Consider the following 24,178-nt stretch of genomic DNA (forward strand, 5'->3'; position numbering starts at 1 on the left):
GTTGGTATCCCCCGTCGTTGAGGTTCGATTCGGTCGCGCCGCTTTGCCGGCGCACTCCAAAGCAGCCCGGAATCCATGAAGAGCCGAAATTTATATGCGCTCGCTCTGGCTACTCGATTACCTTCGGGACCAGGTACAGGCCCTCTTTGATCGCTGGTGCGATGCGCTGAAACAGATCCCGCTGGTCGGGCTCGGTGGGTTCATCCGGTCGTAGCCGTTGCACCATGTCCAGGGGGTGGGCCAGGGGCGTGACCCGGTCGGTATTCACCCCGTTCATCTGCTCCACGAGATCCAAGATCTTAGACAAATCAACGGCGTAGCCTTCCTTTTCCGGATCGGAAACAGCGAGCCGCGCAAGCTGGGCGATCTTCTCGACATCGGTACGATCAAGCAACATTGGAACCTCCCGAAGGTGATGCATACCCGCGGCGCAGCGGAACCCCGCCGGCCATGCGGGACGGACAAAGGATATAAGGTGGTCTTGAAAAATAACACATCGGGGTGGTGTTCTAATTTTGTTGCTGCCGAGTATAGGGAACTTGAAAACTCCTTTTGTCATGGGGTTTTCAAGGCACCCATCACCCATAAACCAGAAACAACAAGGTTAGAACAGTATCCACATCGGATGCGTAACGCCCATGCATGGTCGGAAACCCGACCTTGCCCATCCGGTGTTGTATTGCTAAATTACTTAGGTTTGAAAGCCTGGTCGTTACGGCTTGCCGTTCGGAATGGCGAAGTCGAAACCCTACCTTCGGCTTCGCCTGTTGAAAAATCCCAGGGAGGGATTTTTCTCTAGAGTCTCCCGATAAAAATGGATCGGGGTTGTGTCCCCGTGTTATGTAATCCGATCGGCTTAGCGGTTTGGCCGTCGGACCTTTGGGAAGTCCAACACAATTCCCGTTTTTTCTCCCAAGGTGACTGCCTGATGTTTCTCCGACGCATTCGAGGGATATTTTCCAACGATCTATCGATCGATTTGGGAACCGCCAACACGCTTATTTATACCCGTGGCCAGGGGATCGTGCTCAACGAGCCGTCGGTGGTGGCGATCCGCCAGGGGCCAGGAGGGTCCAAGTCGGTTGCGGCGGTCGGCAACGAGGCCAAGCAGATGCTGGGTCGCACCCCCCAGAACATCACCGCCATCAGGCCCTTGAAGGATGGTGTCATCGCCGACTTTACGGTCACGGAGAAGATGCTGCAATTCTTCATCCACAAGGTCCATGAGAGCCGGATCATCCGGCCCAGCCCGCGGGTGCTTATCTGCGTCCCCTGCGGCTCCACCCAGGTGGAGCGCCGGGCCATCAAGGAGTCCGCTGCCGGTGCCGGTGCCCGCGAGGTCTTTCTGATCGAGGAGCCGATGGCTGCAGCCATCGGTGCGGGCCTGCCCGTGGATGAAGCGCGTGGCTCCATGGTGCTAGACGTCGGGGGCGGCACCTCGGAGGTGGCGATCACTTCACTCAACGGTATCGTCTATTCGAATTCGGTGCGCATCGGCGGCGACCGCTTCGACGATGCCATCACCGCCTATGTGCGTCGCAACTACGGCGCCCTGATCGGTGAGGTCACCGCCGAGCATATCAAGTATGAGATCGGCTCCGCATACCCCGGCGGTGAGATGCGGGAAATCGAGGTCATGGGCCGCAATCTGGCCGAGGGTGTCCCCCGCAGCTTCACCTTGAACAGCAACGAGATCCTGGAGGCCTTGCAGGAACCCTTGTCAGGCATCATCGAGGCGGTAAAAACGGCCTTGGAGCAGATCCCTCCGGAGCTGGGTGCCGACGTCGCCGAGCGGGGCATCGTCGTTACCGGCGGCGGTGCTTTGCTCGCCGACATCGACCGCCTGCTGGAGGAAGAGACGGGGCTCCCGGTGCTGATCGCCGATGACCCTCTGACCTGCGTCGCCCGCGGCGGGGGGCATGCCCTGGAGACGACCAATGAGCGCAGCCTGGACCTGTTGGCTATGACGGAGTAGGCGACCAAGTGTCGACTCGGTACCCGGTCGGCCCGGATTTTCCTCGGCCCTGACCGCTCCTCGCTGGGAGCCGACCATCAACCCCCTATTCGTACGTGGCCCCTCGCCCTCCTTCCGCATCCTGCTGGCGATGGTGCTCGCCATCGGGCTGGTCGTGGCGGATCATCGCTACCAGTATCTCGATCCGCTGCGCTCCACACTTTCAGTTATTGTCTATCCGGTGCATTACTTGACCGGCCTGCCGGGCATCCTGGTCCGGCAAGTACAAGATTACCTCGCCCGGAAAGAAGCGCTACGCCATCGCAACCGATCCCTGTATCGGGACAATCTGGTGCTCAAGGCGCGGCTGCAACGGTTCGAGGCACTGGAGGCGGAGAACATCCGCCTGAGAGCCTTGCTGGGATCCTCGTTGAGGATGGGCGATCGCGTGCTCATCGCCGAGCTCATGGCGGTCGATCTGGATCCCTATCGACAGCAGGTAATGATCGACCGGGGTGCCTCCTCCGGGGTCTTCGTCGGTCAACCCGTTCTCGACGCCAACGCCGTCATGGGACAGGTGACGCGGGTCGACTCCTTCTCCGCTACCGTACTGCTGATTACCGATGCCGGCCACGGACTGCCGGTACAGATCAATCGCAATGGATTACGTACCATCGCCCGGGGCACGGGCTTCATCAACCGTCTGGAGCTGTCCCATTTACCGAAGAACGCCGATGTGCGGGTCGGGGATCTGGTGGTAACATCGGGGTTAGGTGGTCATTTCCCGCCCGGCTATCCGGTGGCGCAGGTCATCCAGGTACGCCAAGAGTCTGGCAAGCCGTTCGCCACCATCATCGCCGAGCCCACCGCGCGCCTGGACCGCAGCCGCGAGGTCCTGTTGGTCTGGACCCTAGCGCCGGCCTTGCTGGACAGGGCCTTGACAAGAGATACCGGCGAGGAGGTCTGGAAAGCGCCGTGAGCGAGTCCCCACGCAAGGGGTCCGGTGTGATCCTGATCACCCTTGGTACGGCCCTGGTCCTGACCATTCTGTCCCTACCCCAGTGGGCCGACGGGTTCCGCCCCCAGTGGATGGCACTGACGTTGATCTACTGGACCCTGACCCTGCCGACCCGGGTGGGAATATTCTGGGCCTGGGGAGCGGGCCTGATGTTGGACGCCGCTACGGGAACCGCGCTCGGCCAACATGCGCTGAGTCTGTCCGTACCCATTTATCTCATGCTGGAGCTGCATCGACGAATCCGCCTGTTTCCCCCACTCCAGCAAACCCTGTCCGTGTGGGTGCTGTTGCTGGTGGAACGCCTACTTTTCCTGTGGATCCATGGAGCCACCGGTCAACCCACACCGACCCTCGCGTACTGGATACCCCCGTTCGTCGGCATGCTGCTATGGCCTTGGGTATTCATCCTGCTGCGGAACTTGAGTCGGCGTTTCGCCATAACCTGAGACTGCGTATCCGGGACGATGGTGGAGCCGATCCTCAAGGACCCCTCCGCAGAGAGCCGGCTCTTTGCCGAGCGCGCTGTCATGGCGGGCGTTCTGGTGCTGGTGACGATGCTCGTCGTGATCGCAAGGCTGGTGCAGCTGCAGATTGGAAGCCATGCACACCTATCTACCCTGTCCCGCTACAATCATGTCAGACTCGAACCCCTTCCCCCCACCCGGGGATTGATTTACGACGCCAATGGCATCCTGCTGGCGGACAATTACTCCTCCCGCTCTTTGGAACTCACCCCCGAAGAGATCCGGGATCTGGACGCTACCATCGCTGAGCTCGGGGAGCTCATCGACATCGGGGAAGCGGATCTGAAACGTTTTGCGCGCATCCGCAAGTTGCGGCGCCGTTTCGAGGCGGTTCCCATTCGTACCAATCTGACTGAAGAAGAGGTCGCCCGGTTTGCCGTCACAGGTCACCGCTTTCCGGGAGTCGTCGTTCGCGCCCAGCCGTTACGCATCTATCCACTCGGTGAGTACACGGCCCATGTGTTGAGCTATGTCGGCAGGATCAATAAGCAGGAGCTCGAGCGTATCGATGCCTCGAACTACGCCGGGACCAATCACATCGGCAAGGGGGGGGTGGAGAAGGCCCACGAAGCCCTGCTCCACGGCACCGCGGGATACCGCCAGGTGGAAGTGAACGCCCAGGGCCGGGCCCTACGCGTGCTGAAACGGAAGCCACCGGAAGCGGGGCAGCACTTGCAGCTCTACCTGGACTCCCGACTACAGCAGGATGCACACGCCGCCCTGGGTGACCGCCGCGGTGCGGTGGTGGCAATCGATCCGGGCACCGGCGGGGTCCTGGCCCTGGTCAGTCGTCCCAGCTTCGATCCCAATCTCTTCGTGGACGGCATCAGCTCGGTGGACTACAAGACCCTGCGCGACTCGCCCCACAAGCCTCTGTTCAATCGGGCTATCCGCGGCCAGTACCCACCGGGGTCTACGATCAAGCCATTTATCGGCCTCGGGGGACTGGAGACCGATGGGGGTGTGACCGACGCCAAGTGGTGTCCCGGTTATTATCGGCTCCCCGGACACCGCCATAAGTATCGCTGCTGGAATCGCTGGGGGCACGGCACCGTTACCTTGGAGAAGGCGATCGTCCAGTCCTGTGACGTCTACTTTTATAAGCTGGCCCAGGTTATGGGGATCGACCGGCTGCACGGTTTCCTGGCCGGGTTCGGTTTCGGCACGCGCACCGGCATCGACCTTGCCGGCGAGCTCGGAGGTCTGCTGCCGTCCCGGGCGTGGAAGCTGAGCGCGCGCAATCAGCCCTGGTTTATCGGAGAGACACTGCTGGTGGGTATCGGGCAGGGTCCTTTTCTGGCTACACCGCTGCAGCTTGCTGTCGCGACGGCGGCATTGGCGGCCCGCCGCCTTATACGGCCACGTGTCGTCCGTGCCACCGGGGCGCCGGGCTCGGCGGTGGAACGCGAATTCCCGGCCCAGGTCCGGCAGCTTCCGGTCGCGTCCCGCAACCTCGACCGCATGATCAAATCCATGGTGCAGGTCGTGAGGAACAGACGTGGCACGGCCAAAGGCATCCGCACCAAGGCCTACAGCATTGCGGGCAAGACGGGTACCGTTCAGGTCTTCAGTATCAAGCAGAAGGAACGCTATCGCGAATCCGAGGTCGCCGAACATATGCGCGACCATGCCCTGTTCGTGGCCTTCGCGCCCGTGGAGGACCCACGCATCGCCGTGGCGGTTATCGTAGAGAACGGTGGTCACGGGGGCGCAGTGGCGGCACCGGTCGCCCGGCGGGTCATGGATAGCTATCTGCTGCGCATGCCACCCCTCGCGGCGGTAGGGGAAATTGCGGATGGACAATAGCGCCCTTCCTGCGGGCAGCGACGGCATTCCAGGGAAAATTCGCACCCTGCTTCCGGCCCGGGTGCACCTGGACTTGCCTCTGCTGATCGCCTTACTGCTCCTGTGCGGCTATGGACTACTGGTGCTCTTCAGTGCCGTCGACCAGGACCTGGACAAGCTCTACCGACAGCTGACCCGGCTTGGCATCGCCTTCGCGGTTATGATCGTCGTCGCCCAGGTACCACCCTTGAAGCTGCGGCACTGGTCGCTGCCCCTGTTCGGCATCGGACTGGTGCTGTTGGTGGGTGTCCTGGTGATAGGAGAGATGGGTAAGGGTGCCCAGCGCTGGCTGAACCTGGGGGTCGTGCGCTTCCAGCCCTCGGAGGTGCTCAAGATCGCGGTTCCCATGATGCTTGCCTGGTACCTCGCCGAGCGGCCCTTGCCCCCCAGTGGATCACGGATCCTGGGGACGGTGGTGCTGACCACCGTTCCGGTGCTCCTGATCGCCCGGCAGCCGGACCTCGGCACGGCCTTGCTGGTAGCCAGTACCGGCATGATCGTGCTGTTCCTGGCGGGACTGAAGTGGCGCCTGATCGCTGTGCTGGGGATAGGCGCGGCGGCCCTTGTTCCCCTGCTCTGGTATTTCATGCGCCCTTACCAGCAGCGGCGGATACTCAGCTTTCTCAACCCGGAGGGCGACCCCTTCGGCACCGGCTATCACATCATCCAGTCCAAGATCGCCATCGGCTCCGGCGGTGTCCATGGTAAGGGTTGGCTCAAAGGAACCCAGTCCCACCTGGAGTTTCTGCCCGAGCGTTCGACGGACTTCGTCTTTGCGATCCTCGGCGAGGAGTTCGGGCTGATCGGCATCCTGGTAATGCTGGTAATTTACCTGTTCATCATCGTGCGCGGACTCTATATTGCCACCCAGGCCCAGGATACCTACGGGCGCTTGCTCAGCGGCGGACTCACCCTGATATTCTTCGTCTATCTGTTCGTCAACGCCGGCATGGTCACCGGACTCTTACCGGTCGTGGGCATACCCCTCCCCCTGGTGAGCTACGGTGGCACGTCCCTGGTGACCATTATGGCCGGTTTCGGTATCCTGATGTCCATCCATACGCACAGAAAATTGCTTCCTTCCTAGAAGGTTTCGTACTATTCGCCAGGTTGCACTTGAAGCACGGCTCGGATTCTTGACTCCGCTCCGAATTTTGTACGCAGATGTACCTGGGAACTTAAGCGATGCGATTAATTCATTGGTGGTACGGGATGCTTGCGACCTTGGTGTTCCTGACTGCGGCGGCGCAGGAGCCGGCGAGCTATCGCGCGGGCACCGAAGGTTTCGTTTCCGAAATGGTCCGCCGGCACGGCTTCGACCAGGGCGAGCTCGTGACCCTCATGGGGCAGGCCCGCTATAGCCAGGCGGTGATAGACGCCATCCGCCGTCCTTTCGAGGCCAAGCCCTGGTATAAATACCGGCCGCTCTTCCTCACCGACAGGCGGATCCAAGGCGGTGCCGCCTTCTGGCGTGAGAACCGCGGGTCCCTGGAGCGCGCGCGGGTGGTCTACGGGGTACCGCCGCAGATCATCGCCGCCATTATCGGCGTCGAGACCAACTACGGCGGCAACCTGGGCAGGCACCGGGTAATCGATGCCCTGAGCACCTTGGGCTTTTCCTATCCCAAACGTGCGGACTTCTTCCGCAAGGAGCTCGCAGCGCTGCTACTCCTGTCCCGGGAGGAATCCATCGACGCCTTGGGGCTGAGGGGCTCCTATGCCGGCGCCATGGGTCTACCCCAATTCATCCCCTCGAGCTATCGCGCCTACGCCGTGGACTTCGACGGTGACGGCCGGCGGGACCTATGGGAAAGCAAAGCGGATGTGATCGGAAGCGTAGGCAACTATCTCGAACAACATGGTTGGATGTCCACAGAGCCGGTGGCCTTCCCCACCAGGGTTACGGATGGAGCACCAAGGGGCATCGCGCCGGCGGGAAAAAGGCCCGTAAAGCCCTCAATCAGTCTCGACAGGCTCAAGGCAGCGGGTATAGTAGTCGATGATGGACACCTACCCGGATCGACGCGGGCGACCCTGATCCGCCTCCATGCCCCAGAGCCCGAGTATTGGGTGGGACTTAAGAACTTCTACGTGATTACCCGTTACAACCACAGCAATCTCTATGCCATGGCCGTGTACCAGCTCAGTCGCGAGATCCAGGCGACATATGAAGCGGGGCGCAAACGGCAGGATTTTCACTGAAGACTTATCCGCAAACGAAACAACCCGTGAGAATCTGCGGACAGAAAAGATCATGTGATCTTTTGAGTCCATTGGCGTTCATTCGCGGACAAGAATAATTACCATGTTATCGAAACTTCGAGACTGCCGGAGTGGGAGCAGCGTCGGTCTGCTCTTGCTGCTGGGACTGTTGGGCGGTTGCTCCGGCACCGGAGACAAGATACCGGATGATCCTCCGGGGTTGGCCGACATTGCGGATGTAGTACCCAAGGTCGAGCCCAAGAGCAAGTATGGTAATCCGAAGTCCTACGTCGTCTTCGGCAAGCGTTATTACACCAAGGCCAGCAGCAAGGGCCACGTAGAGCGGGGATTGGCCTCCTGGTACGGTAAAAAGTTCCACGGCCGCAAGACCAGCAACGGCGAGCGTTACAACATGTACGCCATGACCGCGGCCCACAAGACCCTGCCGCTGCCGACCTATGTGCGGGTGACCAACTTGACGAACGGACGCAGCACGGTGGTCAGGGTCAATGACCGTGGTCCCTTCCACGGCAACCGAATCATCGATCTATCCTATTCGGCTGCCCGCAAGCTGGGAATGGCGGGCAGAGGGATCGCAAGGGTGGAGATCAGGGCCATCGACCCCAGGGACCCGAAATCCGACCGGCGGGATGGTTTCCTCGCTGCCGCGGACGATACGCATGAAGCAAAGATCAGGGCGCGCAAGACCAAGGCACGTAAGAAAGTTGTCGCCCGGAAAACACCGGCAGTGGCGAAGCCGACCCCGCGGGCCGAGAAGACCGCAACCCGAATTGATCCCAGTGACCCGAAATCCGACCGGCAGGATGGTTTCCTCGCTGCTGCGGACGATACCCATGAAGCAAAGATCAGGACACGCAAGACCAAGGCACGCAAAAAGGTTGTTGCCCGAAAGACACCGGCGGTGGCGAAGCCGGCCCCACCAGCCGAGAAGACCCCAACCCGAGTGGTAAAGACGAAGCGCCCCGGCGCACTGACTACGGACACCCCAGACCGGGTAACGGATACCGCAGAACCATCCGCGTCTGAGCCGAAGGTCGCGATATTCACGACCGAGGGGAAACCCAGGCAAAGGCCCCGATCCTCGTTATACCTGCAGGTAGGGGCCTTCGGCAGCCGCGTGAATGCCGAGCACTTGCGCCACCTCTTGGTGAACCATATCGCCGAGCAGGTCCGGATTCGTACACTAGACGATAACGAGACACCTTGGTACAAGGTCCAGGTGGGACCACTCGATTCCCAACAGAGCGCAAGGGATCTATCCCAGCACCTGGCATCTCTGGGGCTGAAGGGATCTCACATTGTTGTGGAGTAGCCGATGAAGCCGCTCTTTCACGTCTCGGCCCTGCTTATTCTCTTCTTCTCCGCCGGTATCCGAGCCGGCGACATGCCCGTACCGGACGCCCCGACTCCGGTCCGGGCACCGGACGAGATACCCATCCCCGATCCACCGCAGCTGGCTGCCAAGAGCTATTTGCTGGTGGACCATAACAGCGGGAAGGTGCTGGTGGAATCCAATGCGGACGAACGCCTGGAGCCGGCCAGTCTGACCAAGATCATGACCGCCTACGTGGTATTCCGCGAACTGGGCGGGGGCAATCTGTCCCTCCGGGACCAGGTGCTCATCAGCGAGAGGGCGTGGCGTACCGGCGGCTCCAAGACCTTTATCGAGATCGGCAAGCAGGTGTCGGTGGAAGATCTGCTCAAGGGCATGATCATTCAATCCGGGAACGATGCCAGCGTGGCCCTGGCCGAGCACATCGGAGGCACGGAAGAGACCTTCGCGGACCTGATGAATACCCACGCCAGGCGCATCGGGATGAAGAACAGCAACTTCACGAACGCCACCGGGCTGCCCCATGAGGACCACTACACCACCGCCCGCGACATCGCCCTGGTGACCGCGGCGAGTATCCGTGAATTTCCGGAATACTATGCGTGGTATGCCGTAAAGGAGTTCACCTACAACCGCATCAAGCAGCGTAACCGCAACCGTCTCCTGTGGCGGGACGAGTCTGTCGACGGGGTCAAGACCGGATACACCAAGACCGCGGGTTATTGCCTGGTGGCCTCCGCCGAACGCGGCAATATGCGACTCACGTCGGTGGTCATGGGGAGCCAGGGGGAAGCGGTGCGGACCCAGGCGAGCCTGGCGTTGCTCAATTACGGCTTCCGCTTCTACGAGACCCACAAACTCTACGCCGGAGGCCAGCGGATCGAGACCCTGCGCATCTGGATGGGCGAGGTCGAAGACCTACCCGTCGGTCCGGCCGAGGACGTCTCCGTGACCATTCCGCGGCGCACGTATGACAAACTATCCGCCAAGCTGGTAAAGGATCGCGACATCTCCGCGCCCATCGTCAAGGGCGCCGTCGTGGGCCATGTCAGCATCGCCCTCGAAGGTAAGGAGGTGCGCCGCGTGCCGCTCGTGGCGTTGCGGGACGTGGCCGAGGGCGGCATCCTGCAGAAGGGCAAGGACGCGGTGCTAAAATGGTTCTAATCATATGAGCGAGGTCTATCTCAAGGGTAAGTTCATGCCTATCGAGGAGGCCTGCGTTCCGGTCATGGATCGCGGATTCCTGTTCGGTGATGGCGTTTATGAGCTCATCCCCGTCTACGGTGGGCGTCCGTTTCGGTTGTCACAGCACATGGAACGGCTCGACAACAGCCTAGGGTCGGTTCGCATGGAGAACCCCCTGCAACTCGACGCCTGGGAGCGGATCTTCGCGCGCCTGACCGGCTCCATACCGGATATTGACCAGTTGCTCTATCTGCAGGTAACGCGGGGCGTAGACCGGACGCGCAACCACCTGTTTCCGCAAGGCGGCGAACCCACGGTGTTCGTTATGGCCTGGACCGCCGAGCCACGGGACCCGGACATCTCCGGCAAAGGGATCGCCGCCGTGGTCCTGGAAGACAATCGCTGGCACCGTTGCGATATCAAGGCCACTGCGCTCCTAGGTAATGTCCTGCTACGACAGGCGGCCCAGGATGCCGGTGCCGCCGAGGCGATCTTAGTCCGCGACGGACTGGTGACAGAGGGCTCTTCCACCAACCCCTTCGTCGTACAGGATGGGGAGATTCTGACGCCTCCGGCGAGTAACCGTTTATTACGCGGTATCACCCGGGACTTGGTGTTGGAGCTTGCCCGAGGTGTGGATATGCCGTGTGCGGAACGTCATATCACTCGGGACGAGCTCGAAACGGCGGACGAGCTATGGATCTCAAGCTCCAGCCGGGAGGTGCAACCGGTCACTCTGCTCGACGGCAAACCAGTGGGCGAGGGTGTGCCCGGTGCCCTGTGGCGACGCATAGATGATTTGTTTCAGGACTATAAGACACGCCTTTAGAAGCTGTCCGGTTAAAAGCAATCCTGAGTTATTCGGTACTGTTTGGGGAACCGGACGTGTTGCGTTGCGGCGCACCAAGGCTTGCTGATTTCCTATAGCACCGTGCCGGCGTCTTAACGCAACCTACACCTACTTTACCCCCGTGCTGCCGGCACGCGCGAATCTCGCTTCGCGTGTAGACGTTCGCCGAGAACCACGGAAAACACGAACTGACCCCTCCGGCGTCGAGATGACAATTTCGTGCCTTTTCGAGATCATCTGGGTGCGGGACCCGGAGACCGGCGCGACCGAGGAGCAGTGGACCGGCGATTTGTGTTCGAGAACGGGTGGCAAAGCTTCCGCACCGGGAAGGACTGCTCCCTGGAGCCGGTGAGCGTCGCCTATGAGTATCTACCAGGCCAGCGTAAACTCGCGGCAGGGTGGTGAACATCTTCAGCAACGATGCCATGACGATCACTGAGGTATTGGTGTGAGGTGTGCATTGCCGGAGTTTCATCATGACCAGTCGGGGTTTGCCACCTTGGTTCGCTTGGCAGCCGAGACAGAAGAATGCCTCTTCGAAAATATTGAGATCGATATGCATGCAACGAGATGGTTCGATGCCGACATGTGTGCCGCTTTCGGGGCCATTCTCTATCGCCTGGGAAAGAACCTGAACACGGTCCGGTTGAAAAATATTCCCTCAAGGATCGCAACCATATTGTCAAAAAATGGTTTTCTGAGTCACTATGGCCAGGAGAGAATACCAGATCGGTGGGGTACGACGATTCCCTATCACCGGTTTGACGTTAAGGATGATCGATATTTTGCCGGCTATATCGAAAAGGAGTTGATTCATAGGACCGAGGTGCCAAGTATGACGCTGGGTCTGTCGAAGAAATTCCGTGAATCCATTTTTGAGATATTCAGTAACGCCGTTCTTCACTCCCACACTGAGCTGGGGATATTCTGTTGCGGGCAGATTTTTCCGAAGCGACATCGGCTCGATTTTTCGGTGGCCGATTTGGGGATCGGGATGCGTCGGAATATCCAGCAAAATACGGGCCTGGAACTCTCACCTGCGGCGGCAATCGAGTGGGCGACCCAGGGGCAGAACACGACCAAGCGGGGTTCCGTGCCGGGCGGTCTGGGGCTTAAATTGCTCAGTGAGTTTATCGACCTGAACGGCGGTTGCATCCAGATCGTGTCAGATGCGGGTTATTGGCGGCGTGGGCAGATGGAAACCGTTGCCGTGCCGCTATCTCACCCTTTTCCCGGTACCGTGGTGAACATCGAAATCAATACGGCAGATACTAATTCATACCGTCTCACCTCCGAATTGAGCACGGCGGATATCTTCTAGGGTAGCGATGATGCGAAGTGAAATGATGATATCTCTGTTCGAGGTCGTGGGCAGCCCGTTGTGTGTCGCATCCGGCGACGGGCAGAAGGTTTATGAGCGCCTTGCCGCCGCATTCGGGAAAGACAGAAAGGTTGCCCTTTCGTTCCATAACGTCTCTACGTTGACATCGGCCTTTCTGAATGCCGCCATAGGCCAGCTATATGGCCGATTCAGCGAAGAACAGATTCTTACCTTGCTGCAGGTGGAGGATATCCAGCAAGATGATCTGGCGTTGTTGAAGCGGGTCATCGAAACGGCCAAACAATACTTCAAAGACCCTGAGAAATTCGATCAGGCGGTAAGGGATGCGATGGAGGATGGAGATGGCGAGTGAGATATCGAGGATCACCGATTATCCATTCTCGGCCTCAGATGAGCTGTTGCTGGACACCAATGTCTGGTTGTTTAACTATGCCCCGCACAGTCTGGACGACTCAAGGGTTGCGGTCTATTCACAGGCCCTCGCCGACATCCTTGCCGCTAAGAGCCGGATCTATATCGACGTATTGATTGTATCCGAGTTCATCAATAGATATATTCAGCTCAAGCATAAACTCACCGCACCCAGAACCAAACTCAAGGAATTCCGCAAAAGCGGGGAGTTCATTCCGGTTGCCCGGGAGATTGCCGACGATATGCGGCGGATTCTCGGTCACTGTATGAGAGTGGGGGATGGCTTTGACGCTTTGGATATCGACGGCTTGATGAATGAGTATGCGACGGGTGGTTCCGATTTCAACGACCAAGTAATCTCAGAGCTGTGCAGGGCACATGGATTGAAACTGGTTACGGACGATGGGGGATTTGGAGGGCGAGGAATTCCCCTTGTTACCGCGAACAAACATTTACTGGATTGAACCATGGCACTGTACAAGGACTTCCCCGCCTCCCCTTACGCGATAGCGGTGAGCGCGGCAGGTCTTACAGGATGGCATCACGAGGAGGTGCGAACCGCATCGATGGACTGAGAAAAGAGCGGATACCTATAAGGTCTTGCGTCCTACCCTTGAAAGGCTCCAACGCTCGACCAGCCAGGATACGACACGGCGCAGCCGACCGGATTCCAAAAAGTACAGATACAGTGCCTTCATCACCACCCAAGTGCCGAGGATGATCGGACGCTCAAAGGTCACCAGGAGATTGCCCCAGAGGCCCCTTTCACGCCAGCTGACCCGCCGCCACAGATCCGCATGGGTAGGGAAGGTATTCGGTGGGCCCTGGGGACCGCGCGCGAACTCGGAATACGCCCGCCAGGAGTTGAATGAACGAGCGCGAACGACGTAGGCCAGGCTCAATTCCTCATACTTAAACCAATGCCACATCCGGCTCGGGATAAAGAGCACCTGACCCGGGTGCAACCAGGCCGACCAACCGCTGAGCCCGGCAAGTTCAGGATGGCGTTTCAGGTGTATCGAGTCCAACGGCTGCGAAAGATCGATGTCGCTCAAATAACGCATGGCGTTTCTCGACCGGGGGTCGTCAGCGAACAGCTTGACGCTTTTATTGCCCCAAAAGCAGCAATGAAAGGTATGACTCAAGTCTTCGTCATAGTGTCCCGGCGACAGAGAACCGGCGTTGGCAACATACAGCTGCGGCGGGAAAGGCGGTAACCATGGCCAGAACCGAGCATCCAGTCGGTCCAGGCCGATAAAACGGCCGCCGGGGAGGAGATGTGCAAAGGTCCGGGGCCGCACGTCGTCGGTAAAGATCGGATTGCCGGCGACGAAGTCATACACGGGGTGCGCAGGGCTGAAAAATCGGATCGGCTCGCCGTTTTCGATTCTGACCATGAAGTCGGACAGTGTGGTCTGGGTCGCCGGACGCGCAAAATCAGTCCTGCCCTCGGTCTCGTGATGAAAAAACACCCGCGTTCCACCGCACGTCTGCTTCAGATAGTCCTTGTCCCACTTGTGGAAGGCGGGCCATTCGGTGACCAAGTCTTCAATCACGCAGGGGATGCCGGGTTGCAGGTAGCGTTCGCAGAATGCCGCCTTGTCACAGGTTTTCAGGCTAATGACATCCACGATTCGATAGCTGATGTTCCCCTGGTCCCAGCTGGTGTTGCCATCCGTCATGGTCGCATCACTTATTCGGAATCTTGATCCTGCGCCACAGACGGCCGTCGTTCTTGAGTAAAGCGCCGGCAGCCGTGGGTCCCCAAGTCCCGGCGGCATAGTTCGGGAAGTCCCGCGGCGGGAGCGCGGCCCAGACATCCATGACCGATTGCACGATTTCCCAGCCCTTTTCGATCGTGTCGGCGTGCTTATACAGGGTCGCATCGCCGTTCATACAGTCGTAGATCAGGGTCTCGTAGCCGGTCGCCGGCTTGTTGCCGAAGTAGTCCTCGTAGCAGAAATCCATGTTCACGATGCCGACCCCCATGGTCGGGCCAGGCACCTTGGCGCCGAGGCTCATTTGGATGCCTTCGGCGGGTTGGATGCGTAGTACCAGCATGTTGGGATCGACTTGTTCCACGTCCGTGTTCTTAAAGATAACCGTCGGCGCCTTCTTGAACTGGATCGCGATCTCCGTGCACTGGGCCGCCAGCCGCTTGCCGGTGCGCAGATAAAAGGGCACGCCGGCCCAGCGCCAGTTGTCTATGGTGAGCTTGAGCGCAGCGAAGGTCTCGGTACGGGATTGGAGATCGACCCCCGGGGACGAGCGATAGGCCTTCACCTTCTCACCGCTGGGCATATCGCCCTCGCCATACTGCCCGCGCACGGCGTGCCTGAGTACATCCTCCGGTGACAAGGGCTCGATGGCGTCGAGCACCTTGTTGACCTCGTCGCGCAAGGCACTGGACTCGAATGAGTTCGGCGGCTCCATCGCGATAAACCCGAGTAACACCAGGAGGTGGTTCGGGATCATGTCCCGCAGGGCGCCCGCCTCCTCGTAATAGGCACCCCGGTGCTCAACGCCGACGGACTCGGCTACCGTGAGCTGCACATGGTCGATGTGATGGTGGTTCCACAGCGGCTCGATGAAGCCGTTGGCGAAGCGGAACACCATGATATTCTGCACCGTCTCCTTACCCAGATAGTGATCGATACGGTAGATCTGCCGCTCATCCAGGTTGTCGTGTAGCTCGTGGTTGAGTGCCACCGCGGATTCCAGGTCCTGTCCGAAAGGCTTCTCGATGACGACGCGCCGCCAGTCGTTCTCGGTCTCCTGTAGCAGACCGGTCTCACCCAGACGACTGGTCACGTGGGGGAAGAGGCTGGGGGGGATCGCCATGTAGAACAGGTAATTGCCTTCGGTCTCACGCTGGGTATCGATCTCACTCAGGCGCCCGCGCAGACGTTCGTAATCGGCACCATCGAGCATGTCGATTTGCATGTAGTGGAGACGCCCGATCAGACGCTCCCAGACCGCCTGGTCGAAGGCGGCGCCGACGTGATCCCGGATATGCTCCCCCATCAGGTCTCGGAAGGAATCGTCGTCCAGGTCCAGGCGATCCAGTCCGAGTACCGCGAAGCTGTCCGGCAACAGACCAGCATTGCAGAGATGGAGCAAGGCCGGAATCAGCTTGCGCTTGGCCAGATCTCCCCCGGCACCAAAGATAACCATGGCGTTCGGCAACGCCGCCGAGGTCTGGGTATAGTTGGACTGCGTCAGGGACACAAGACATCTCCTCGGGTTCGCTGTAGGTTGAGGTGAGGAACGAACCCCAATCTACGGGCTGATCACTGGCAACCGTCAGTCCTGCTTCTCGCTATGGCCGCCGAACTGGTAGCGCATGGCCGCTAGGAGCTGATTGGCAAAATCCGCTTCTCCGCGGGAGCCGAAGCGCTCATAGAGGGCAGTCGTCAGGAGAGGGGCCGGCGTGCCGGTCTCGATCGCCGCCATACAGGTCCAGCGACCTTCGCCTGAATCGGACACCCGCCCCCCGAATCGACTGAGCTCCGGGTCTTGGTGTAAGGCATTGGCGGTGAGATCCAGCAGCCAGGAGGCTACCACACTGCCCCGGCGCCAGACCTCGGCGACCCGGGATATATCGATATCATATTGATAATGCTCCGGATCGCCGAGGGGAGCCGTCTCGGCGTCGATCGCCCGGACATTGCGACCGACGCCGGCATGCCTGAGGAGATTCAGGCCTTCCGCATAGGCGGCCATCAAGGCGTATTCGATCCCATTGTGGACCATCTTCACGAAATGGCCGGCACCGCTTGGACCACAGTGCAGATAGCCCTGCTCCGCTGTGTCATAGTCGCCGCTGCGACCGGCGGTGCGTTCGCTGTCACCGGGCCCGGGCGCCAAGGTTTTGAAGATGGGATCAAGCCGGCGCACGGCGTCCGCATCGCCGCCGATCATCAGGCAGTATCCGCGCTCCAGACCCCAAACCCCACCGCTGGTGCCGCAGTCCAGGAAATACATGCCGGCATCGGTGAGTCGCTTGGCGCGTCGGATGGCCTCCTTATAATGAGAGTTGCCACCGTCGACGATGATGTCGCCTGCCTCCATGCAGGGCAAGAGTGCTGCGACGACCGCGTCCACCGCCGCCGCCGGCACCATGATCCAGACGGCCCGCGGCTTGGCCAGCTTAGCGCAGAGATCGGCCGCGTCTTGGGCCCCGATTGCACCGGCAGCAGCCAACTCCCGGACCGTCTGGGTATCGCGGTCGTAGGCGACGCACGAGTGTCCGTCGCGCATGAGTCGAGTCACCATGTTGGCGCCCATACGCCCGAGACCGATCATTCCGATTTGCATTTGCCTTTCTCCCGTTCACGGATAACCTGTGTGATTGTCGGGCAGACGGCGTGTTGCGTTACGCCCGTTCGACGCCATGCTCCCCCAAGCGTTTTCTCGCGCGGCTAACGCAACCTACACCCATGATTACCCCCGCGCTGCCGGCCCGCGCGGCCTTGCGTTAAGTGTAGGTTGGGTTAGGCGCGCTGTCCGGTTCCGAAGCACAGCGACGGGGCCGAACGCGCCGTAACCCAACACGTCAGATCCCACAGCCAACGCTAAATAACCCAGGACCGCGCCCGGACAGGCACGGCATCGAACGCGCCGTAACGCAACACGACGCGAGGATCCGTTTTAACCAGACAGCTTCTTAGTCTCGACCCAGTATCCTGGTGAGTGCATCCTGATCCGTCGGCACAGCGATATCCGTGGCGGTGACGATGGCATCGAGTGCGATCGGGAAGGGGGAGTCGGACCGGGTATCGGGGGCCAGCTCGAAGCAGTCTTCAAAGGCATCCGCGACACGCAGGACAAAACGGCGTGCCTCGTCGGAGTAGGCGGGCCTTGGGGCCACCGATCCGGCGAGTCGGCCAAGTGACCTGCCGACGTTTACGACTCGTCGCAGCTCGCCGAGCAGGGTTTCGAGACAGTCCCCGCCATCGCCGCGCCGGAGATGGTCCGTCGATTCAAGCCCCTGTTGCAGACGCAGCGATGTGGCAGTGTCGAGATTTGCCAGCTCCTGCACCAGCTTCTCCGCGGTCTCCACAAGGGCAGCCATGGCCGCCGCATCCAGATCGGGGTCATTTTCCTGGTGGTCGGACGTCGCGGGCCGCTGCCCTGGGGTCGTAAGCCAGCCGCAGCTCGCCAGATCGTACTCCAGCGCGGCTACGAACAGACTTCGGCTCTCCTCGTCACCGATACTTCGCTCCTGGAGCCGGGAGAGAATTGCCGCCCGTTGCTCTGAGTCGAACCGATAGGGCTCGATGAAACGCGTGCCGCTCGACCGTCCGGGGGGGACCGGCTCCTCGCCACCCGCGGGAGACGCTCGGGCACCACGAATCACAGCGTCCCGACTGCCGTGCCCGGATGCGGATGGCGATAGGCCCGGACCCGCTTTACTCATCCGCAACCCCGGTCTATCCGGTTACCCTGAATCTCAGACCAGGGGATCGCGGACAAAGGGATTGTTGCGACGCTCGTCACCGAAGCTCGACATGGGGCCATGTCCGGGAATGAACCAGACGTCGTCGCCGAGCGGAAAGAGACACCGACGGATGGAATCCACTAGGTTCTGATGGTTACCGCGCGGCAGATCCGTGCGCCCGATCGAGCCCTGGAACAGCACATCGCCCACCTGCGCCAACCTGGCTGTCTCATTGAAAAAGACGACATGGCCCGGCGAGTGGCCGGGGCAGTGGATCACCCGCAGCTCCAGGGCGCCGATCCGGACCGAGTCACCGTCTTCCAGCCAGCGCCCGGTGGAGACGCCGCGGACTTCCGGGACACCGAACAGCTGGCTCTGGGCCGCAAGGGATTTGAGTAGGAACTCGTCGCCTCGATGAGGACCCTCGATAGGCAGGTCGAGGCGTTCGGCAAGCTCCGCGGCTCCCCCCACGTGGTCCAGATGGCCATGGGTAAGCAGGATCTTGACCGGCTCGACTTCCGCCTCCTGAATCGCGGCCAGCACCCGCGTCGTCTCTCCGCCGGGATCGACGACGGCGGCGTGACCGGTTTCGTCGCACCACAGTAGGGTGCAATTCTGCTGAAACAGGGTGACGGGAATAATCTTGAATCGCAACACGGGCTATCTCGACGCGACCTGCTCGGTGATGAACTTACCTTCCGTATTCCCCTAAGGCCCGGCTCGCTCAGCTTGTGCGCAGCATTGCATAGAGACGATCTTTCATCAGAAGACGTTCCTTTTTGAGGTCCCCGATCGTCTCGTCGGCCACCGGCGTGCCCAGCTCCTCCAGCTTACGTACCTGAGCATCCAGATTATCGTGATCCTTCATCAGATGCGCAAACTCCTCGTCGGAGTCGCACAGCACGGAGATTCTGTCATCTAGAGTCGGAAATTCGTGACGCAGGTCGTGGGATTCGCCAAGCATGGATTCACATCTCCTCACTTAATGTGGATGCCGAGGCCTTATGGTAACAAAACCCTAACGATTGGTCCTCTACCTGGATCGGCACCACGCCGGCGGCACTGTCTATTGCTTGGGGTCGAGTTTCTTGGCGTTGAGCCGTTTGATGACCTCGGCAGTGAGGTCCAGGCCATCATCGATGTAGAGAAGGCCGCTCTGGCGACGCTCGAAGACCGCGGAGACCTGCTTATCCTTAGCCACTGCGGCAATGATCGCCGGTGTCGGCTCCAGGATCCGGTTCGCGAGCTTGTTTTCCTCCTGCGCCACTTCCTTTTGGAGCTGTGCCACCTTTTGTTGGAATTTCTTCTTGCGCTCCCGGATCTCGGCGGTCTTTTTGTCGAGCTCCTTCTGACTCATCAGGGCCTTATCCTTGTCCAAGGTCTGCTGCAGCTGCTGGATCGATTGCTGCTCTTTGGCAAGTTCCTGTTGTCTATCCCCGAACTTCTTTTTGAGCGTTTCCTGTGCCTGCCGACCCAACTTGCTCTTATCGATCACCTCCTGCATGTTCACATAGCCGATCTTCCCGGGCTTCGCCGCCTGAACGGGTGTCATGAGCAGGCACAGGAATGGGAGGATGAATAAGATGCGTTGTTTCATGGGAAATTCTCTCCACTGTGTAATTTGGTTCACCGCACTAGCATTCTACGCGCCCGGCGGGATGTCGGTATAGTCGCAGATAATCTCGTCGGGCGAGCGCGTACAAAGCTTCCGGAAAACATGACTTCGGCAGATCGACTTTCCCAGCTTCCAGTCGCCAGTCGCCAGTCGCCAGTCGCCAGTCGCCAGTCGCCGGCAGTGTCGTTGGGGCAATGGAGGAACCCCAACCTTCTTTATTAATCCACAGATTACGCAGATGTTCACAGATTGTTTCGTCTTTCATCTGTGAAAATCTGAAAGCGTACAAAACCAGAACACTAGTACCCCGTTTCCCCTTATTTTTTCATTCTCAGAGCCCCCCAAACGCGCCCAGGCAAGGCACAGCGCGCAGGGAATAGCTCCTCCTCTTGCCAAGCGCTGTAACGCCGCATTGGCGCGCTTGGGGGGCTCCCTTCGGGCGCGGCGAGAAGCGGCCATCTGCGTTGTTGCGCGAGCTTGAAATAGGAGAGGCTATTCCTGCGCTCGCGCGCCTCGCATCTGGCCGCTTCTCGCCTCGCTGAGGACGAAAAATAAGGGGAAACGGGGTACCAGGATGGGCACAGCAAGCGTCCATCAAGTGGGGCCAAGGTTTCGGCCACTCCGTGGAGATTTCCGAACCGTGGCTGCTTGCAGGATGCACAAAGCGAGGCGTGCCCATCACCTAAACTACCGATACGCTCGGATCGGGATTTGCATTCGGACATTTTGCTGATAGATTCTCGCCCCTTGTCCGCATCTTCAAAGATTCCGGCGAGCTGAACAATGGGAAACTCACTCCAAGACCAGTTACTCAAGGCCGGTCTCGTCGACGAGCAGCAGGTAAAACAAGTCCGTTCGTCCAAGCGCAAGCAGGGCAAACAGGACGGCGGCAAGGCAAAGGCCGAGGCTGAAGGCCGGCGACGCGCGCAACAGGCCGCGGCGGAGAAGGCGCGGCGCGACAGCGAGCTCAATCGGCAACGCCAGGAAGAGGCACGACGCAAGGCCGAGGCAAACGAGCTGCGTCAACTCATCCACACCAACCGGATCCCGCGGGGGGAAGGAGACATCGCCTACAGCTTTCTCGATGGCGGCAATATCAAACGCATCTACGTGACGGCCGATCAGCGGAGCAAGCTCGCCCAGGGCAATCTCGCCATCGTGCGCCAGGACACGGGCTTCGAGCTGGTATCCCCCGCCATCGCAGAAAGGGTCCGGGCGCGCGATCAACGCCTGGTCGTACTGCTGAACACACCGGGAGACGACGGCGATGCAGACGACGGCTATGCCGACTACAAGATACCGGATGATCTGATGTGGTGATCCGAGTGCTACTCGAGCACCGAATCGAGCAGCAGCGATTCAATCCTTGAACGCCTAAAACCCCTCCGGATGCCGACTCCAGACAACCCCTTCCTCGCGCTCACCGCCCCCGGACTGTCGGGGCTGCACCCCTATGTCCCGGGCAAGCCCATCTCCGAGCTGGAACGGGAGCTGGGCATCCGCGACTCGATCAAGCTCGCGTCCAACGAGAACCCGCTCGGGCCGGGACCCAAGGCACGGGCGGCGGTGGCCGCTGCCATGCCGGACCTGGGCCGCTACCCGGACGGTGGCGGCTTCAAGCTGCGCCGGGCCTTGGCGGAACGCCACAGCCTAGACCCGGCGGCCATCACCTTGGGCAACGGCTCCAACGATGTCCTGGACCTGGTGGCCCGGACCTTCCTGCGGCCGGGGGCGGAATCCGTCTTCTCGGAGCACGCCTTTGCGGTCTATCCCATCGCGACCCAGGCCGTTGGGGCAACCGCCCGGATCGCGCCGGCGCGGGACTACGGCCACGACCTGGACGCCATGGGTGCTTTGGTCAACCGGCATGCCCGTGTGGTCTGGATCGCCAACCCCAACAACCCCACCGGCACCTGGCTCCCGGCCGCACCACTGCGCGCCTTTCTGGCCTCCCTGCCGGCGACCTGCATCGCCGTGGTAGACGAGGCCTACAGCGAGTATGTACAGGCCCCCGACTACCCGGACACCTCGACCTGGCTCGACGCATTCCCCAATCTCATCGTCACCCGCACCTTCTCCAAGGTACACGGGCTGGCCGCCCTGCGGATAGGCTATGGGATCAGCGACCCGCGCATCGCCGAGCTCCTGAACCGGGTGCGTCAACCCTTCAATGTCAACACCCCGGCCCAGCTGGCGGCGCTGGCAGCCCTCGGCGATGCCGACCATGTGCGGGACTCGGTCACCCTCAACGACGCAGGACTGGCGCAGCTCGCCGCCGGATTCGACCACCTCGGGCTGAGCTACATCCCCTCGGTAGGCAACTTCATTACCGTGGATCTCGGCCGACCCGCGGGGCCCGTGGATCGGGACCTATTACGCGCGGGCTGCATCGCCCGTCGCCTCGCCAATTACGGGCTTCCCAGCCACCTCCGGGTGAGCGTCGGACTGGCAGCGGAAAACGCCCGATTTCTGGCCGCATTGGCATCCGTGCTGGGCAAATGATCGCGCGGCTGACCGTCATCGGGGTCGGTCTGATCGGCGGCTCCCTGGCCCGGGCCCTGCGCGCCGCAGGCGCGGTAGACCAGATCGTCGGTTGCGGCCGCTCCGTCGCCAACCTGGAGCGGGCCCGCGAGTTGGGCGTGATCGACCGCTACGCGCAGGACCCGGCGCAGGCGGTGCAGGGTGCCGATCTGGTCTTCATCGCCGTTCCCCTCGGCGCCATGCGGGACACCTTTGCCGCCATCAAAGGACGGCTGCGGGACGATGCGGTCGTCACCGACGGGGGCAGTGTCAAGGGCAGCGTGGTGACGGACGCCCAGGCGATCTTCGGCGATGTGCCGACGCACCTGGTCCCCGGCCATCCCATCGCCGGCACCGAGCACAGCGGCGTGGAGGCCTCCTTTCCGACCCTTTACCGCGACCGGTGCGTCATCCTGACCCCCCTCCCCGCCACCGACTCAGAGGCCCTGGACCGCGTGACCCGGATGTGGCGCAGCTGCGGCGCTCAGGTCACCACCATGGACGTGGCCCACCACGATCAAATCCTGGCCGCCACCAGCCATCTGCCCCACATGCTGGCCTTCGGCCTGGTGGACGCCCTAGCGCGGCTGCGGGAGAACGACGAGATCTTCCGCTACGCCGCGGGGGGGTTTCGAGACTTTACCCGCATCGCATCCAGCGACCCGATCATGTGGCGGGACATCTGCATCGCCAATCAAGAACAGCTGGGGAAGATGCTGCGCCAATTCGGCGACGAGATGCTGGACCTCGCCGCCACCATCCGCCGCGGCGACGGCGACCATCTGCTGGAAATCTTCCAGCGCGCCAAAGACGCACGGGACCGCTATGTCGATGGCACCAGGCAATCCTGAATTATTTGGCGCTGTTTGGAGGACCGGACGTGTTGGGTTACGGCGCGTTCAAGGGTGTTTGTGTCCTTCGGGATCGAACAGCGCGCCTAACCCAACCTACACCCAAAGCGAAGTCCGCGCGGGCAGGCGGCGCGGGGGGTTATGTGGGTGCAGGTTGCGCCAAGACGCCGGCATCGGCGCCATCGCCCGTAAGGTCCGCTGCGCGGACCTTCTGACGAATGCTGTGACATAAAAATGTTAACCTATCGCGTAAATGTTTTACCTACTTCTGAATGGGGCGGCGGAAAGACTTCCAGTCTTAGGTCGTTCGGGAAACAGGGACCAGAGGCAGATAGGGTCCTATGGAAATCGATTTCGAGAATCAGCGGCTCAAAAAAGACTGCAACGATGAGCGGCGCATGCTGAAGCGTTATGGAAGCAAACGGACTAAGTTACTGAAGCGTCGCCTTGCCCAGCTTCGAGCAGCCCCGACATTGGCAACCTTCCATCCTCCCTATTCAGGACCGGCGCGTTGTCATGAGTTGAAAGAAAACCGCAAGGGGGTCTTATCCGTAGACCTGGATCACCCGTACCGGCTACTCTTCAGACCAGCCCACAATCCGCTTCCTTTGAGGAAGGAAGGTAGGCTCGACTGGGGCAGCGTCACAGCCATTGTGATTCTCGGCGTGGAGGATACTCATGAGTAATACAATTGAAAATCAGTACCTTCCAAACTACGTGGTGCCCCCAGGTGAGATATTGGAAGAAGAGTTGGAAAGCCGCGGTATGTCTCAGGTTGAGCTATCCGAGCGAACTGGTCTGGCGAAGAAGACCATCAACGAGATCATCAAGGCCAAGGCCTCCATCACACCCGAGAGCGCCCGCAAATTCGAGTGCGTGTTTCGGCAGCCTGCTGAGTACTGGCTGAACCTGGAGAACCTTTATCGCGAGGCCCTGGCCCGCAATGCAGAATACTCTCACCTGGAGTCTGAGAGGCTGTCTAAAAACTAACCTATTGATTTTAAATCGGTAGGCTGGGGTGAGGAACGAACCCCAGCTTTGGTTATTGCTGGGTTTTGGCCATCCCT

At 60.5% G+C, this 24,178-nt stretch carries 25 protein-coding genes; 17 read left to right on the forward strand and 8 right to left on the reverse strand.

What is annotated here, in order from left to right:
- Positions 1 to 109 precede the first annotated feature (109 nt).
- Positions 110 to 397, reverse strand: coding sequence for an Asp-tRNA(Asn)/Glu-tRNA(Gln) amidotransferase subunit GatC (gatC, locus tag BQ17_RS12750; protein ID WP_089727641.1), 288 nt, complete (start codon positions 395 to 397; stop codon positions 110 to 112).
- A gap of 531 nt (positions 398 to 928) precedes the next feature.
- Between gatC and BQ17_RS12755 the strand changes: the two genes are divergently transcribed.
- From BQ17_RS12755 to BQ17_RS12810, 12 genes are all read left to right on the forward strand, one after another.
- Positions 929 to 1,975 (forward strand): rod shape-determining protein, encoded by a 1,047-nt coding sequence (locus BQ17_RS12755; protein WP_089727643.1) that lies wholly within the window; start codon positions 929 to 931, stop codon positions 1,973 to 1,975.
- A 76-nt stretch (positions 1,976 to 2,051) separates the two neighbouring features.
- Positions 2,052 to 2,933: a rod shape-determining protein MreC gene (mreC, locus tag BQ17_RS12760; RefSeq protein WP_089727645.1), complete on the forward strand. Its 882-nt coding sequence runs from the start codon at positions 2,052 to 2,054 to the stop codon at positions 2,931 to 2,933.
- Positions 2,930 to 3,418 carry a rod shape-determining protein MreD gene (gene mreD / locus BQ17_RS12765; protein ID WP_089727647.1) on the forward strand — a complete coding sequence of 163 codons (489 nt, stop codon included), beginning with the start codon at positions 2,930 to 2,932 and terminating at the stop codon, positions 3,416 to 3,418. Before mreC ends, mreD begins: the two co-directional genes overlap by 4 nt.
- An 18-nt stretch (positions 3,419 to 3,436) precedes the next feature.
- Positions 3,437 to 5,302: a penicillin-binding protein 2 gene (gene mrdA, locus BQ17_RS12770; protein ID WP_089727649.1), complete on the forward strand. Its 1,866-nt coding sequence runs from the start codon at positions 3,437 to 3,439 to the stop codon at positions 5,300 to 5,302.
- Positions 5,292 to 6,428: a rod shape-determining protein RodA gene (gene rodA, locus BQ17_RS12775; protein WP_089727651.1), complete on the forward strand. Its 1,137-nt coding sequence runs from the start codon at positions 5,292 to 5,294 to the stop codon at positions 6,426 to 6,428. Before mrdA ends, rodA begins: the two co-directional genes overlap by 11 nt.
- 98 nt (positions 6,429 to 6,526) lie before the next feature.
- Complete coding sequence (mltB, locus tag BQ17_RS12780) at positions 6,527 to 7,543, forward strand: lytic murein transglycosylase B (RefSeq protein ID WP_089727653.1); 1,017 nt, start codon at positions 6,527 to 6,529, stop codon at positions 7,541 to 7,543.
- A 103-nt stretch (positions 7,544 to 7,646) separates the two neighbouring features.
- Positions 7,647 to 8,876, forward strand: coding sequence for a septal ring lytic transglycosylase RlpA family protein (locus BQ17_RS24740; protein WP_176722412.1), 1,230 nt, complete (start codon positions 7,647 to 7,649; stop codon positions 8,874 to 8,876).
- Positions 8,877 to 8,879: 3 nt separating this feature from the next.
- The gene (locus BQ17_RS12790; RefSeq protein ID WP_218068257.1) at positions 8,880 to 10,061 is read left to right on the forward strand and encodes a D-alanyl-D-alanine carboxypeptidase family protein; all 1,182 of its coding nucleotides are present in this window, start codon (positions 8,880 to 8,882) and stop codon (positions 10,059 to 10,061) included.
- A 4-nt stretch (positions 10,062 to 10,065) separates the two neighbouring features.
- The gene (locus BQ17_RS12795; RefSeq protein WP_089727655.1) at positions 10,066 to 10,911 is read left to right on the forward strand and encodes an aminotransferase class IV; all 846 of its coding nucleotides are present in this window, start codon (positions 10,066 to 10,068) and stop codon (positions 10,909 to 10,911) included.
- 481 nt (positions 10,912 to 11,392) lie between these two features.
- The gene (locus tag BQ17_RS12800; protein ID WP_218068258.1) at positions 11,393 to 12,253 is read left to right on the forward strand and encodes an ATP-binding protein; all 861 of its coding nucleotides are present in this window, start codon (positions 11,393 to 11,395) and stop codon (positions 12,251 to 12,253) included.
- Positions 12,254 to 12,260: 7 nt separating this feature from the next.
- Positions 12,261 to 12,626, forward strand: a complete 366-nt coding sequence (locus tag BQ17_RS12805; RefSeq protein ID WP_256091590.1) for an STAS-like domain-containing protein — start codon at positions 12,261 to 12,263, stop codon at positions 12,624 to 12,626.
- Positions 12,616 to 13,149, forward strand: a complete 534-nt coding sequence (locus BQ17_RS12810) for a PIN domain-containing protein (RefSeq protein ID WP_176722413.1) — start codon at positions 12,616 to 12,618, stop codon at positions 13,147 to 13,149. The genes BQ17_RS12805 and BQ17_RS12810 overlap by 11 nt, the downstream gene beginning before the upstream one ends.
- A 126-nt stretch (positions 13,150 to 13,275) precedes the next feature.
- Here the strand turns inward: BQ17_RS12810 and BQ17_RS12815 are convergent, their stop codons facing one another.
- From BQ17_RS12815 to BQ17_RS12845, 7 genes are all read right to left on the reverse strand, one after another.
- The gene (locus BQ17_RS12815) at positions 13,276 to 14,367 is read right to left on the reverse strand and encodes a cupin-like domain-containing protein (protein ID WP_176722414.1); all 1,092 of its coding nucleotides are present in this window, start codon (positions 14,365 to 14,367) and stop codon (positions 13,276 to 13,278) included.
- Between the two features lie 7 nt (positions 14,368 to 14,374).
- Positions 14,375 to 15,913 carry a glucose-6-phosphate dehydrogenase gene (zwf, locus tag BQ17_RS12820; RefSeq protein WP_256091591.1) on the reverse strand — a complete coding sequence of 513 codons (1,539 nt, stop codon included), beginning with the start codon at positions 15,911 to 15,913 and terminating at the stop codon, positions 14,375 to 14,377.
- A gap of 75 nt (positions 15,914 to 15,988) precedes the next feature.
- Positions 15,989 to 17,002: a phosphogluconate dehydrogenase (NAD(+)-dependent, decarboxylating) gene (gene gnd, locus BQ17_RS12825; protein ID WP_089727662.1), complete on the reverse strand. Its 1,014-nt coding sequence runs from the start codon at positions 17,000 to 17,002 to the stop codon at positions 15,989 to 15,991.
- Between the two features lie 349 nt (positions 17,003 to 17,351).
- The gene (locus BQ17_RS12830) at positions 17,352 to 18,104 is read right to left on the reverse strand and encodes a hypothetical protein (RefSeq protein ID WP_089727665.1); all 753 of its coding nucleotides are present in this window, start codon (positions 18,102 to 18,104) and stop codon (positions 17,352 to 17,354) included.
- A gap of 33 nt (positions 18,105 to 18,137) precedes the next feature.
- Positions 18,138 to 18,779: an MBL fold metallo-hydrolase gene (locus BQ17_RS12835; RefSeq protein WP_089727666.1), complete on the reverse strand. Its 642-nt coding sequence runs from the start codon at positions 18,777 to 18,779 to the stop codon at positions 18,138 to 18,140.
- A 70-nt stretch (positions 18,780 to 18,849) separates the two neighbouring features.
- Positions 18,850 to 19,089, reverse strand: a complete 240-nt coding sequence (locus tag BQ17_RS12840) for an HP1242/YdcH family protein (RefSeq protein WP_089727668.1) — start codon at positions 19,087 to 19,089, stop codon at positions 18,850 to 18,852.
- A 102-nt stretch (positions 19,090 to 19,191) separates the two neighbouring features.
- Positions 19,192 to 19,722: an OmpH/Skp family outer membrane protein gene (locus tag BQ17_RS12845; protein WP_089727670.1), complete on the reverse strand. Its 531-nt coding sequence runs from the start codon at positions 19,720 to 19,722 to the stop codon at positions 19,192 to 19,194.
- Between the two features lie 801 nt (positions 19,723 to 20,523).
- Here BQ17_RS12845 and BQ17_RS12850 point away from each other — a divergent pair.
- The 5 genes from BQ17_RS12850 (at position 20,524) to BQ17_RS12870 (ending at position 24,101) form a co-directional block, all read left to right on the forward strand.
- On the forward strand, positions 20,524 to 21,060 hold the full coding sequence (locus tag BQ17_RS12850) for a DUF2058 domain-containing protein (protein ID WP_089727674.1): 537 nt from the start codon (positions 20,524 to 20,526) through the stop codon (positions 21,058 to 21,060).
- Between the two features lie 69 nt (positions 21,061 to 21,129).
- Positions 21,130 to 22,242: a histidinol-phosphate transaminase gene (gene hisC, locus BQ17_RS12855; RefSeq protein WP_089727676.1), complete on the forward strand. Its 1,113-nt coding sequence runs from the start codon at positions 21,130 to 21,132 to the stop codon at positions 22,240 to 22,242.
- On the forward strand, positions 22,239 to 23,111 hold the full coding sequence (locus BQ17_RS12860; protein WP_089727678.1) for a prephenate dehydrogenase: 873 nt from the start codon (positions 22,239 to 22,241) through the stop codon (positions 23,109 to 23,111). The genes hisC and BQ17_RS12860 overlap by 4 nt, the downstream gene beginning before the upstream one ends.
- Positions 23,112 to 23,452: 341 nt before the next feature.
- Entirely contained in the window at positions 23,453 to 23,797 is a 345-nt protein-coding gene (locus tag BQ17_RS12865; RefSeq protein WP_089727680.1) for a type II toxin-antitoxin system RelE/ParE family toxin, read from the forward strand.
- Entirely contained in the window at positions 23,790 to 24,101 is a 312-nt protein-coding gene (locus BQ17_RS12870) for a HigA family addiction module antitoxin (protein ID WP_089727682.1), read from the forward strand. Before BQ17_RS12865 ends, BQ17_RS12870 begins: the two co-directional genes overlap by 8 nt.
- Positions 24,102 to 24,178 lie beyond the last annotated feature (77 nt).

The sequence above is a fragment of the Candidatus Thiosymbion oneisti genome (assembly GCF_900092655.1).
Taxonomy (GTDB): domain Bacteria; phylum Pseudomonadota; class Gammaproteobacteria; order Chromatiales; family Chromatiaceae; genus Thiosymbion; species Thiosymbion oneisti.